13 protein-coding genes are annotated in these 11,907 nt (G+C 57.8%); 10 read left to right on the top strand and 3 right to left on the bottom strand.

The window, feature by feature from the left end:
* The first annotated feature begins 128 nt into the window (after window positions 1-128).
* The 3 genes from ABIB91_RS38465 (at window position 129) to ABIB91_RS38455 (ending at window position 2,110) form a co-directional block, all read left to right on the top strand.
* A complete protein-coding gene (locus ABIB91_RS38465) occupies window positions 129-698 on the top strand; it encodes a bifunctional transcriptional activator/DNA repair enzyme AdaA (protein ID WP_247532489.1) in 570 nt (189 codons plus the stop codon).
* A gap of 253 nt (window positions 699-951) precedes the next feature.
* Window positions 952-1,950: an ABC transporter substrate-binding protein gene (locus tag ABIB91_RS38460; protein ID WP_354172219.1), complete on the top strand. Its 999-nt coding sequence runs from the start codon at window positions 952-954 to the stop codon at window positions 1,948-1,950.
* 37 nt (window positions 1,951-1,987) lie between these two features.
* Entirely contained in the window at window positions 1,988-2,110 is a 123-nt protein-coding gene (locus tag ABIB91_RS38455; RefSeq protein WP_354253297.1) for a hypothetical protein, read from the top strand.
* A gap of 1,393 nt (window positions 2,111-3,503) precedes the next feature.
* Here the strand turns inward: ABIB91_RS38455 and ABIB91_RS38450 are convergent.
* Window positions 3,504-3,911: a hypothetical protein gene (locus tag ABIB91_RS38450; protein WP_085357631.1), complete on the bottom strand. Its 408-nt coding sequence runs from the start codon at window positions 3,909-3,911 to the stop codon at window positions 3,504-3,506.
* Between the two features lie 606 nt (window positions 3,912-4,517).
* On the opposite strand from ABIB91_RS38450, the gene ABIB91_RS38445 reads away from it, so the two are divergent.
* The gene (locus ABIB91_RS38445; RefSeq protein WP_354172224.1) at window positions 4,518-4,787 is read left to right on the top strand and encodes an antibiotic biosynthesis monooxygenase; all 270 of its coding nucleotides are present in this window, start codon (window positions 4,518-4,520) and stop codon (window positions 4,785-4,787) included.
* Between the two features lie 243 nt (window positions 4,788-5,030).
* Window positions 5,031-5,462 carry a hypothetical protein gene (locus tag ABIB91_RS38440; RefSeq protein WP_245285917.1) on the top strand — a complete coding sequence of 144 codons (432 nt, stop codon included), beginning with the start codon at window positions 5,031-5,033 and terminating at the stop codon, window positions 5,460-5,462.
* Between the two features lie 170 nt (window positions 5,463-5,632).
* Here the strand turns inward: ABIB91_RS38440 and ABIB91_RS38435 are convergent, their stop codons facing one another.
* Entirely contained in the window at window positions 5,633-5,863 is a 231-nt protein-coding gene (locus ABIB91_RS38435) for a hypothetical protein (protein ID WP_007595383.1), read from the bottom strand.
* Window positions 5,864-5,890: 27 nt separating this feature from the next.
* A complete protein-coding gene (locus ABIB91_RS38430; RefSeq protein WP_083869852.1) occupies window positions 5,891-6,184 on the bottom strand; it encodes a hypothetical protein in 294 nt (97 codons plus the stop codon).
* A gap of 524 nt (window positions 6,185-6,708) precedes the next feature.
* Between ABIB91_RS38430 and ABIB91_RS38425 the strand changes: the two genes are divergently transcribed.
* The 5 genes from ABIB91_RS38425 (at window position 6,709) to ABIB91_RS38405 (ending at window position 11,782) form a co-directional block, all read left to right on the top strand.
* Window positions 6,709-6,903 (top strand): hypothetical protein, encoded by a 195-nt coding sequence (locus ABIB91_RS38425; protein WP_354172227.1) that lies wholly within the window; start codon window positions 6,709-6,711, stop codon window positions 6,901-6,903.
* A 1,124-nt stretch (window positions 6,904-8,027) separates the two neighbouring features.
* Window positions 8,028-8,447 carry a ribbon-helix-helix domain-containing protein gene (locus ABIB91_RS38420; protein ID WP_354172229.1) on the top strand — a complete coding sequence of 140 codons (420 nt, stop codon included), beginning with the start codon at window positions 8,028-8,030 and terminating at the stop codon, window positions 8,445-8,447.
* Window positions 8,448-8,450: 3 nt separating this feature from the next.
* The gene (locus tag ABIB91_RS38415; protein ID WP_354172231.1) at window positions 8,451-9,641 is read left to right on the top strand and encodes an extracellular catalytic domain type 1 short-chain-length polyhydroxyalkanoate depolymerase; all 1,191 of its coding nucleotides are present in this window, start codon (window positions 8,451-8,453) and stop codon (window positions 9,639-9,641) included.
* A gap of 491 nt (window positions 9,642-10,132) precedes the next feature.
* Entirely contained in the window at window positions 10,133-10,645 is a 513-nt protein-coding gene (locus ABIB91_RS38410; RefSeq protein ID WP_354172233.1) for a phasin family protein, read from the top strand.
* 177 nt (window positions 10,646-10,822) lie between these two features.
* Window positions 10,823-11,782 (top strand): alpha/beta fold hydrolase, encoded by a 960-nt coding sequence (locus ABIB91_RS38405; protein ID WP_354172235.1) that lies wholly within the window; start codon window positions 10,823-10,825, stop codon window positions 11,780-11,782.
* The last annotated feature ends 125 nt before the right edge of the window (window positions 11,783-11,907 follow it).

Here is an 11,907-nt window from a genome sequence, read left to right as displayed (position 1 = left end):
TTGCTTCTCCAAGTGCTCAGCGAATTTGGACCTTCTCTATAAGAAGGGCGCACCGATATCGCTGGCCGGAATCGGACCTGATCATCTCAGGGCTATTCTTCTGGCTGCGGCCTGCGGTAAAATGAGTCATGCTCAGTTTTGAGGTATGCAACACCGCGCGCTTGCAGCGCGATCCCCGCTATGACGGCCGTTTCTACACGGCAGTGAAGACCACGGGAATCTACTGCCGCCCAGTTTGCCCGGTGAAGCAGCCGTTGACCCGTAACGTGGCCTACTATCAAACTGCAGCGGCCGCCGAGGCTGCGGGGTACCGACCTTGCCTGCGTTGCCGTCCGGAGACCGCGCCCTTCTGTGCTGCCTGGAATGGCACGCGTTCGACAGTCGCGCGGGCCTTGAAATTGATCGATGGTGGCGCCTTGGATGACGCTTCGGTTGCCGCACTGGCCGATCGGCTCGGGGTAAGCTCGCGCCACCTTGCGCGTCTGTTCGAACGGTACGTCGGGGCCAGCCCCCAACAGGTCGCGAAGACCAGGCGTGTACAGCGGGCGAAGCGCCTACTTGACGAGACGACTGAACCACTGGCCCAGATCGCCTACCGAGCTGGCTTTGGCAGCGTGCGCCGGTTCAACGCCGTCTTTCGCGAACTCTATGGGCGCTCGCCCTCCAGCATTCGCCACCGCCGCAGAGTATTCGCCTGAGGTCGGGCATCCCAACGTTGGTCCGCTGTTGGCCCTTCGCTACCGTTGACGCGGTGCCGCTATATGTCGGTTCAGAGGGGTAGACCGGAAGTTCGCTGTGGAGCGCTGGACCGACGCTTTTGACCCGGACCGGACATCGCGTGGCTGACATGCCTATTCGAGATTCTGTAGCAGAGGTCATAGCCAGTCGGTTCCAATGTGTTAGTTTGAGGCGAGTCATAGGCTGTCTCTAGGCTTTGCGGAGGCATCAGACATGAAGCGGCGCGAGTTCATCACGGCACTCGGCGGCGCTGCGGTGTGGCCGCTGGCGGCTCAAGCGCAGCAATCTAAAAAGATTTACCGAATTGGATATCTGACGGCTAATTTGAGCAGCTATCCTTGGGTAAACGGCTTCGTCCGCGAATTAAGTGATCGCGGCTATTCGGAGGGCAACAATCTCACCCTCGAATGGCGGGAGGCAAAAGGACATTCGGAACTTCTGCCCGAGATGGCTGCCGATCTCGTCCGGCAGAATGTGGACGTGATCGTGGCTGTGGGAAATTACCCCGGACTTTTGGTGCAGAAGATTACTGCGACAATTCCCATTGTCGTGCTCTCGAGCCGCGGCGGCGTTGAAGCCAAATTATACTCGTCTCTTTCACATCCTGGCGGGAACCTTACGGGTATCGACAATCTCTCGCCTGATCGCGATGTCAAACGAGTCGAGTTCTTGAAAGAAATTGTTCCAAAACTCTCGCGGTTGGCAGTTCTTTACAATCCGCTTCCCTCTCACGCCAGCAATCATCTCAACAGTATTTCTTCCGCATTTGAAAAATTGGGAATAGAAGCGCAGCCGTTTGAAGTTCGTTCACCGCCGGAATTTGAGGTCGCGTTTGCTTCAATCCTGCGCAAAAGGCAGGATACGATGATTGATGCGATGACTACTGTCACCGATCCGATGTTCGTCTTTGATCGCAAGAGGATTGTCGACTTCGGAATAGAAAACAAAATTCCGAACGCCCATGAATATCGAGAATGGGTGCAGATTGGCGGACTGCTTGCCTATGGTCCGACAATTGATGGAATATGGCGCCGGGGCGCTTATTTCGTCGAGAAGATCCTCAACGGGGCAAACCCAAGTGATTTGCCCGTCGAAGGGCCGAGCGAATTCCATCTTGCGATCAACCTCAAAGCTGCCAAAGATATGGGCCTATCTGTTCCTCAGCATTTGGTCGCGAGGGCTGACGAGTTGATTAAAGCGGACGTACGCTAAGCGCTCAGCTAAGGACCACCCATTGCAGACCTCCGGGTTGAAGACCGGTAGCATCCCGATGTTCTCGAAGGTCAAGGCGCTCGGCATCGATATCCCTGCGACGCTGCGCGGCCGCGCCAACGACGGTTTTGCCGATCAATTCGGATTGCGCTTACCGTAGTCATTCTAGATCGACGATGCACAAAGCTTCACCGGCGGCATCGTACATCCATGTTCGGCCGAGCCGATTGCGGCTCAACCGCGCGACTTGTTCCGGTGCTCGGCCGCTTCGAATTCGCGGAGCCGATCGATTTGCGCTCTCAGGCCCGCCGGTACTTCCGGCTCTGGTTTCAGCGACGCACGTAGTCTCTCGCCGATCTCTCGAACGATGGCCCGACTGTGTATGTGGTCAATGTCAATTCCGTTGCGCATGACCGAGCCTTCGGTTCGGCCAGCACGCCGTGCACTCCTCCCGCAACCGATCGGGGCACTGCTGGCGATTTTGAATAGAACCGGAGACCGTCGCTTTTGGCTATCTGCGCGAGCGCTTGTATTGAGAACAGCGGGTCGTTCGTCACGACCTTTGGCTATCCGCGACATGCGCCGTGTTACTACCGGCGAGCGACGGCCTCAGTGTTTCTAAGGCTTGGCGGACCTTTTCGTTCCTTGATTTCCTTCCGAAGGAGGAACCTGCCCAGCGGCTAGTCGCTGGCGCCATGGAAGCAACTTCCGATGCGGCCGAAAACATTGGGCCGCAGCGTTCGGGAACCATTTCTGAGAGTACCCGGTTAGTTCATGGGGCGATAAAAGGGGATCATCGTCATGAGGACCAAATATCTCGCTGCGATAGCGATAGCTGTTGTTGCTGGTAGTGGGCTGGTCGTGAATTTCGTCGGCTCGCTTCGCGAAAAGCAGTCCACGCCGGCCGCCATACAGGTGGCGGACCGATTAGCTGGGTCCTTGGATCCGTATTTGCTACGGTCTGGTGGCTAAAACGGCCGGTGTAATTCAGAAATGCATTGACGGCGCTGCCTTAAGTCATGGGGCATCGCGCCCGCTCGGCGAGCAAGGCTGTAACGCCTTTGCCTCACATCCCATCGCGCTCGCATCCATACGTCGCATTCCTCGTCTGTCGGATTGAACGCTGCCTCTGCTTACGCCGCAACTTCGTGTCGTTACTTCCGGTCTTGGCCCTTAGCCGAAGGTCGATTGAACGCTTGTCATCTCGGCTGTCAGGGGTAAACCGAACGCCGATCCAAATTGGCGTCCACGGCTGCTTTGACCCAATTCAGACATCGACCTCTCTCTCTCTCTCTCTCTCTCTCTTCATGTTGCAGTAGTCTTGAATTGAGACGCCCCGACCAAATTGTCGGGGCGCTCGTCGATTTCATATCTTCGGCCAACTAGCCCTTAGACGCTTGTCTCGCCCATGGCCCGTCGGGTCGGTTGGCGCAGCGACATATCTAGAATTCGGCGCAACAAGGAAGTCACGTCAGAGGGCAAACCGACGCGATCGGCGCGCGGTCGCGTGCGCCATTCGCTCCTACAATCGACTTTTGGCGAAGAAACGAGCCTTAAGCCTTTAGGTCCGTGATCCGCATAATCGCCACCACGTTCCCATCATTGAACGCCTGCTCCTTTGTGTCCTTGTTGCAGGTCCAGACAAAATTCTTCTTGCCGGTAAAGGTCTTTTCGTCCTGCTCAAGCCGAAGCTCTCCTTCGGTGATATGGCAGACCATGGCATTCATCATCGGGGGCCCCATGGTCTTCGATCCCGGCTGCATGATGATGTCGCGCATTGAGACGGTCTTAAAACCCGGGATCAGCGATGGTGTCTCGCTATCATACTCACGCACCACCACACCTGGCCACGGAGTTGTGTCCTTGTAGCCCGTAGTTTGAGCGGCGGCGGGCTTTATCATGGCCGCCGAAGCCGCTGCCAACCCGAATGTCAATGCAGACCTTCGATCGATCTTGCTCATCGCTTTTCTCCCTGGGTTACTGCAACAAGCCGCCGCAAAAGCTGCGCGCGTGTGGAATGTGAAATCGTGGTGTGAAACCGAAAAGGGGGCGGTCTCTTAGGGTAGCGTACCTGCCGACAGCGCTAGTACTGCTCGTTCGTCCCGAACGGTGACTTCGGCACATCCCGCTTCAAGGGCAACCACATTCTACGAGAACGGACGCGCCCTAGAAATGGGTGTTTCGTCCAAGAGGCATAATGCCTCAGTTTGCTTAGGCCCGAAGTTCGGACCGGGCGTCAGCAACTTCACACTGCGACCAACTGAATACGCAAGTCAGTATCACTGACTGGTCCTGTGGCGGGTCGCAGTAAGTGTGCGGCCACGACCTATTGGCGTCGAGTGCGGAGGCGATGATGCTGCTCCCGCAAGACCGCCCGGGGTTAGCCCATCAGCGAAGTGGCAGCACGCCTCAGTTTTATCGGACAAAGGGCAAGCGTCCGATGGCATCAGTGCAACCCGGAAATGAAATAGCTCCAAGCGGTGGCCGGTATTATACTGGTGCTACTGGAAGTGCTGTTTCAAGCGTTCGTGGAAAGATTGCTACGACCAGTCTGGGAGGAACATCTGATGACGACCATGTTTATTAGACACACGGTTTCCGACTACAAGACCTGGCGGAAAGTTTACGACGATTTTGCTCCGGTTCAGAAGGCGAAGGGCGTAACAGCCGAGGCTGTCTACCGAGCAGTCGAAAATCCCAATGACATCACAGTAACTCACGAGTTTGCCACGATTGAAGCTGCGCAAGCCTTCGCGGAGAGTGCTGAATTGAAGAATGCCATGCAGAATGCGGGAGTGGCGAAAGCTCCAACGATTTGGTTTACAAAAAAGGCGTGAAGTATCGATCCCGGCCAAGTGCCGGGATTTTTTGCTGTGGTGGTACCATGTCGCCTGTTTGCCCATTGAGACATGCCGAGGCGGTCTGACGATATCCGAACACAGGGGTAGACCGGTAGAGAACGGCACGCGGCCAAAGTGACGCGATTGACCCTGGCTGTGTAAAAACGCAAAAGATCGAAACGCGACGAGAATGACATTCTGGCTTTGCGGGCCCGCTGCCCTAGAATTGCGGCGATCAGGATGGGCGAAATGCAGTATGTTTGCGACGCGCCGAAGGGTAAGACCTGGTTCCGTATCGAGACGGAAGGTGAAGCGGTGCAAGAGTCGCGCCTGATGCGCCACACAGTCGAGAAATATTTCTGCCGCGAGCGAGAGAAGGCAGTCCAATCCTGGCGTCCGGAGCAGCCCAACGCGATCGAGCGCGACATCGGCCTCGAGGCCCATGTACAGCGAGAGATGCCGCTTTTCCTCACGTTGCGTGACAGGGAGGGTAATCCCCTGGCTACAGCGATGCTGCCACCGGGTGGCAAGGATCGCGGCGGGTTCCGGATCATCATCGTTGCCGCATGCAATGCCGATCCTTATCCTGAGCAGGATGCGGCCATCGCTGCGCTAGGAGCGCATTTCGGTCTCACACTCGATCGCCACCGCTGCTTCCCCTACGGCCGCTAAGGAGCCTGACAAATATCGCTGCTTGGAGCGATGTCGGCTCATGGCCCGAAGGCGAATATCGCCATCGTGTCCGGCACGTCGGCAGTCGGGGCCAGAGCGGACATCGAGAAGACGCGGGCAAAATCGACGCGAATGACCCAACTCCGACTCCGCCGAACGATTGCGTTGATTTACGCGACGCGATCCTTGTCGGACTGTTCCTCGACTGCCGTCACGGTTTCTTCGAATCCCTTTTCGTAATTGCCCGCAAACCTTTCGATGCTGTCGGCCCACATCCTCAGAATTGAGACCTGAAAATGCATAATTGGCTTCAAGGCAATCATACCGATTTCTGTCGCTGCGGTTGTGCGCTTTTGGGCGTCGCGCGCGAAACGGCCTGAGTTAGAGATGTTGTCTGCCATGGCTGCTTGCTCCTTCTGCTCGGGTGATTAAGCCCAAAGCGACCTGCCAGGTTGTGCACTGCGTGATGCTAACCCCTCGGCTAAAGCCTGATCTGCGGCGAGTCTCGCATGTCGGTCGTCATGCAGTTCGTCCAGCTTTTTCAGGTAAGCGACCGCTGCTATTTGCAAGAGATCGAAATCATATTCGCCAGCATCGCGAAGATTGGTAACGTAGCGAAAGAGGGCGGAACGCCTGTTATCGTTCTCACTAATACCACTATGGAGCAGCAAGTAGTTCCGCCAGGCGAACGCACATGCGCCTTCTATGGCTTGAGAAGTCATGGGCACCTCCCGAAGGTCAGAGAAAGACTGATGAGCCGTTTCGTTCCGCGAATGTCTCCGATGTAATGCTGTTCCGTAGGTGCGCCGCAAGGTGTTTCGCGAAGAGGTCAGTGCTGTGGTAGTGGCGGTGTGCACGTCATCGTGCGCTCTGTTGCGCCTAAAGCCGGCGATCTCCTTGTCGATTTTTACCGCAAATGACAAGGTCAAAGAACCTACCGCTCGGGCGGCGTTAACGTTGCAATGCGATGGCTTCCGGATTGATCACGAAGTAAGTCAGCCCCATCTCGGCTTGAACGAAAGGAGAGGACACGCAACTTTGGGCGAAGCGGGGGATTTACGCCGCCGATCTTTTCTTTGTTCCACGGACGTGCTTCGAGACGTTCTCATTGATTCTTGGACATCGATCATGATGACTTCCTCGCTAATGAGGTTGGCCATTCTCAAGCCGATAACCTTCCGAACCTGCGTCGGCTTTCAGACGATTGGAGACGTAGCGCCCAAACGCGCCCGGGCGGTAACCCGGATTGGATCAGCAAACACCGTTCGGAATGATTTCTGGTATTGGGCCCTTTGTGGTCAACGGCGCACGGCAGACGGTTGCTGACCGGTCCGCCGAAATGAAATGGATCAACGGCTGGTCGACGGCCGCAACCTTCGGAGGGGAGTTCTCCAGCGTGACGCGCAGCTACGCCGAAGGGCGTGGTGCGTATGCTTGCTAACATCGCGACTTCCGCTGTTGGCCCGTGGCTGCCCTTCGCTCAGAAAACTGAGGGGGTCAGCTTTCGAAAGGCGAGCCGAACAGCGCAATTCGGCTTGGTACCAACCGTAATACTGACAGGACCTGTTCCTCGAAACCGGGCGACCGCGCGATGTTGCGTAGGAGGGCGGAGGTAAGCCTCGTCTCCATCCTCTATTCTAGGGAGGCATCAACAGCAGGGAGCTAACATCATGCGCGCATTTGGAGCTGTATGTTTCTCACTATTACTGTCGGCAGTTCCTGCGACTGCAGCAGATCAAAATCTCAAGGAGGAGATTGGGAAGATAGCTTCAGCATACGAGCAGCACTTCGACAAACTAGATGCTGCTGGGATTACATCACTTATACGAAGAACTACCTGCGTGTTACTCAGAATGGAATTGAGCTCGATAATACCAAGTTTTACGAGGACGGTTTCAAAGCTGGACTTAATCGCCTCGAGGTGAAGGTGATCGAAGTTCAGCCATTGTCAGAAAACATGGCTCTATCACCGAACAACAGCTGCTGAGTGAAGACCGGGCTGCAGCAAGGACAGCCCTGCAGGACCGAGTCTGGCCCTAAGCCGAAGAGCGGTTCAGCCGTGATGTCCGCTGTCGCTGGTAATGAGGGGCAGAGCAGGTCCGCTCTGCGCAGCCAATTCAGACGTCGACCTGCCCTGCTATTGCGAGTGCATCGTCGACTTCAATTGCCAGGTACCGGACGGTGTTCTCGATTTTGGTGTGCGCCCGGCGTGGGAGCACGCCGAACCTGTTTCCGCTTGAAGCCCTTGAACGAGCTGGCCCTTGGGCTTGCGGTGATGAGTTTCGCCAGGAATTTGCCTGGCGCGCGACGATGCGGCGACCGCTCTCGACGTGACGGCGCGCCTGCGAACTGTTCGACGGTCATTGGATGCATTCCCAGTGGCCGGGGAGCGCAAGCGGCGTGCTCGCCGGATGGACGCCAAAGTCCAAACGGGTGACGCTCCCATTCTCAGATGTCGCGCTCTTGGGCGCGGGTATATCCGCTCATCCCTTGAAAGTCCCCTAGGGGCATCTAAATATCATCCGCACGCCATCCAGTCGGATGGTGATTGAGGTGTTTAGCGCTATGGCCGACAATGTGCGCGAGTTGCGACCCAAAGCCCCCGACACTGAGAAGATCACGATCAACCTTGGCTACGTCGACCTCGGTCATGTCGATCTTATGGTGCAGGAAGGGTTCTATTCGAACCGGACCGATTTCATCCGGACAGCAATCCGGAACCAGCTCGAGCGCCACGTAGAAGTCGTCAGACAATCCACGGCCCGGAAGAACCTGGACCTTGGGCTGCGCAACTACACTCGCGAAGATCTCGAAGCGGCGCGGCGCACCGGCGAGATGCTGCAGATCAACGTTTTGGGCTTAGCCACCATCGCCCAGGACGTCACTCCCGAGTTGGCTCGCGCCACAATCGCGTCGGTCTCGGTGCTGGGTGCCCTTCACGCCACTCCCGCGGTCAAGTCCGCTCTCGCCGACAGAACGAGGTGAACGATGCTGAATCAAGACATAGTCCGCGAAGCAACACGCCTCACGCGTGCCGGCCAACTGGTCGAGGCCACCGCGCTGCTGCAGCGCATGCTCCAGGGCGGTAGCGCTCCAAGACCGGGGTCTCGCAGCGCCTCTCAGGCTCGGCTCCCGCGGCTCGATCCGCTCACCATCGACGCCACGGCCGAAGTTGTCGAGGAGCGGGAAGCTCCGCAGATTGCGCCGACCCGCTCTGCTCAGGGACGCAGACGCTCCTTACCGGTCGACGGCATGCGGGATTTTTCCGGGCTCGGCCTGCGAAGTCCGATCACGCGCGTTCCTCTGTCCCCATCGGACATCGTGCCCGAGAACACACGATTTATCGCCGGTACCTTCAGTAACGCCGCGGGAAGCCGGACCTACAAGCTATTCATCCCAAGCCGATGTCAGGGACAACAGCTTCCCCTGATCGTCATGCTTCACGGCTGCACCCAATCGCCGGACGATTTCGCGGCCGGCACCCGGATGAACTTCCTGGCGGAAGAGCAGAATTGCTTCGTGGTCTATCCTGAGCAGCCGAGCGGAGCCAACCATTCGAAGTGCTGGAACTGGTTTCGCACGGGCGATCAACGCCGCGGCGGGGGCGAGCCCTCGATGATCGCCGGCATTACCCGCGAGATCATGCGCGACCATGCGATCGATCCGAAGCGCGTATACGTCGCGGGTCTGTCGGCCGGCGGGGCCGCCGCCGCCATCATGGGCGCAACGTATAGCGACCTGTACGCGGCCGTCGGAATTCATTCAGGCCTCGCGTGCGGCGCCGCGAGCGATCTTCCCTCCGCGTTCGTAGCCATGCGGCAGGGAGGCGGCTTCAAGGCAATTGCGGATAGCAAAATTTCCGTGCCGACCATCGTTTTCCATGGCGATCGCGACACTACGGTGCATCCAAAGAATGGCGATCAGATTATCGAGCAGTCCGCCAGGGCAACGAGGCCGACGACGATGGTACTTCGCGGACGCGTACCCCACGGCCATGCCTATACTCGCACCGTCCTGATCGACGGGGCCGGTCGGACGATTTCCGAACACTGGAACATCGATGGCGCCGGACACGCGTGGTCAGGAGGTAGCCCCGCCGGGTCCTACACTGATCCGCAAGGGCCGGATGCGACGAGGGAAATGCTGCGCTTCTTCCTCGAGCATTCGCTCGGTGGGTAGTCTGGCTTCACAGGGCCCTCAGGTTGTCCTCGAGCACTTCGCCGAGCGTCCGGACCGCTTGGCGTCGCCGAAGCCGGCCTTTATCCGTCAGCGCTGGGCGCGACGGGCGAGAAACAGGTCGCATAGATCACCGGGACTTTGGAATAATCCTCTCGGCAACGTTCGGTATGTGCCATCCGTCGATGTCTCCGGGCGGCTTGACGACCGTGATGAGAACGTCGGCGAGAAAGCGGTCCTTTGGAGAGCGCAACGCGCGGAGGCCTGATCGTTCTCAGATTGACGCCGTTGAGCATAGGTCTGGAAGATCGCCAGCTAGACGTTTGTTGGTTGGAGTTGCTACCTAAAATCATCCTCGACAGCGCAGAACGTCCGATTGATCTCAGTTCATGCGGGACTCCAACAATGCAAGGGCTTGGAACGCCACGTCACAAAGCCTGTTGTCCTTTCAGAAATGACCGTTGTGGTCGCCCCCCATTTTCTTGGAGTGTCAGATGAGCAAACGCAAGCCGGCGACAGCGCCGAAGCGCGCCCGCAATCCGAAAATGGCCGCGCGGGCCCAACAGAACAAGCAGGCCATTGTTCGAAGCCCGAAACAGGATTTACTTCGCTCTGTTGCGGCAGTCTCGATTGAACCGCCCCTTGGGCTTTATGATGACTCTAAACACGAGGTTCCTCTCATTGAGCCTCGGGTGGATGCCTTACCGGATGACCTCAGTCCGAGAATCACGGATAGCGATCCAACGAAAGGCGTTGCTTTAGCGACGGCAAACATGCAGGCGTATCAAGCGAAGCTTCTTGAGATAGCCGCGGCCAACGCGCAATTTGCTTTTGAATTCGGCCTCAGACTTGCGACGATCAAGTCACCGACTGAATTTTTTGGCGTTATTACGGAGTTTACAACCAGACGGGTCGATATGGTCGGGCAGCATTCGAAAGAACTGGCGGCTTATCCGTTCTGGCGCATCAATCCGCCCCAAGAGCTCACCGCTCTGTCGGGACGATAACTGCACGCCGTATCCGCTGCGGCAAGGATGGAAGCGAACGCGGATCACGCACGCGCGGTTGCTTGCTTTCGGCTGGGGCGCGCGGCTCACAACGAGGGAGCCGAATCAGCATCGGCCCTAAGCGGCCTCGGTGCCGCCAATCCGAGGTACCCGCCATCGCGCATATAGGTTGACACCATGTCCACAACAGAAGCCGTGCTGATGATCGTTTTGGCAGGACTTGTCGTTTTGATCCTCGGCAACATCGCGTTTCAGGTGGCAGCGGAGCGAAAGAATCCCCCGATCGGCGTCTTTACCGAGTGCGACGGAGTGCGCCTTCACTATATTGAACGGGGCGATACCGCCGCCCCTTGCGTGGTCCTGTTTCACGGGAACGGCACCATGATTCAGGATCTCGTCCTAAGCGGTTTGGTCGACCGCCTGGCCCAAGAGTATCGCGTCGTTTGCTTCGACCGGCCAGGATTTGGCTACAGCGACCGTCCGCGCACGCGCATCTGGACGGCCACAACGCAAGCTTCCTTGTTCGCGAAGGCTCTTGATCAGCTTGGAGTGCGCAATCCCGTGGTGCTCGGCCACTCCTGGGGAACGCTGGTGGCAATCGCGCTGGCGCTGCGAAGCGGTTATGCCGTGGGTGGGCTCGTGCTTGTGTCCGGCTACTATTTTCCAACCTTTCGGATGGATTTTTGGCTCATGTCAGGTCCGGCACTGCCGCTGCTCGGGGATCTGATGCGCTACACTATCTCGCCGATCATATCGTGGGCTATTGCGCCGAAGCTGATGCGCACGCTGTTCGCGCCGCGTGCCATTCCGCCGAAATTCAAGAATGAATTTCCGATCTCGTTGGCTCTCCGGCCCAAGCAGTTGAGGGCGGCCGCCGAGGAGAGCGCGTTCCTTATTCCAGCTGCCGCGCAGTTGCAGCTTCAGTATCAGGACATCCGGTTTCCCGTTAGGATCCTGCATGGAAAGGGTGACCGGCTCATCGAGGCCGACCAGTCGCGCCGCCTGCACGAGGTGTTGCCCAGCTCGGCGCTATATCTGGTCGAGGATGCCGGTCACATGGTTACCTATGCAGATGCTGCGGGAATAGCGGATGCCGTGGCGGCGCTGGCGCTCACCGCGCCGGTGAGGACCGCATAGGCTGTCTTGTTGTGATGCCGGTGTCCGGAAGTGGCCGATTTTGTTGCAAAAGTCGGTTGAGACAAGTCACGAAGCGTGATTCCGTTGTGTTGACGCGAATCTCGGCGAGGTCGATCCATGATGGG

Origin of the sequence: Bradyrhizobium sp. JR4.3, from assembly GCF_040547695.1 — a bacterium.
In the GTDB taxonomy this organism is placed as follows: Bacteria; Pseudomonadota; Alphaproteobacteria; order Rhizobiales; family Xanthobacteraceae; genus Bradyrhizobium; species Bradyrhizobium canariense.
The sequence above is the reverse complement of the archived record's forward strand: the minus strand, read 5'-3'. Positions and strand labels throughout refer to the sequence as shown.

Bases quoted from the DNA above. Each gene is read 5' to 3' on its own strand.
- ABIB91_RS38435 (WP_007595383.1), bottom strand. From the start codon at position 5,863: ATGGCAGACAACATCTCTAACTCAGGCCGTTTCGCGCGCGACGCCCAA.
- ABIB91_RS38410 (WP_354172233.1), top strand. From the start codon at position 10,133: ATGAGCAAACGCAAGCCGGCGACAGCGCCGAAGCGCGCCCGCAATCCG.
- ABIB91_RS38440 (WP_245285917.1), top strand. From the start codon at position 5,031: ATGGGCGAAATGCAGTATGTTTGCGACGCGCCGAAGGGTAAGACCTGG.
- ABIB91_RS38420 (WP_354172229.1), top strand. From the start codon at position 8,028: ATGGCCGACAATGTGCGCGAGTTGCGACCCAAAGCCCCCGACACTGAG.
- ABIB91_RS38445 (WP_354172224.1), top strand. From the start codon at position 4,518: ATGACGACCATGTTTATTAGACACACGGTTTCCGACTACAAGACCTGG.
- ABIB91_RS38460 (WP_354172219.1), top strand. From the start codon at position 952: ATGAAGCGGCGCGAGTTCATCACGGCACTCGGCGGCGCTGCGGTGTGG.
- ABIB91_RS38465 (WP_247532489.1), top strand. From the start codon at position 129: ATGCTCAGTTTTGAGGTATGCAACACCGCGCGCTTGCAGCGCGATCCC.
- ABIB91_RS38405 (WP_354172235.1), top strand. From the start codon at position 10,823: ATGTCCACAACAGAAGCCGTGCTGATGATCGTTTTGGCAGGACTTGTC.
- ABIB91_RS38450 (WP_085357631.1), bottom strand. From the start codon at position 3,911: ATGAGCAAGATCGATCGAAGGTCTGCATTGACATTCGGGTTGGCAGCG.
- ABIB91_RS38430 (WP_083869852.1), bottom strand. From the start codon at position 6,184: ATGACTTCTCAAGCCATAGAAGGCGCATGTGCGTTCGCCTGGCGGAAC.
- ABIB91_RS38415 (WP_354172231.1), top strand. From the start codon at position 8,451: ATGCTGAATCAAGACATAGTCCGCGAAGCAACACGCCTCACGCGTGCC.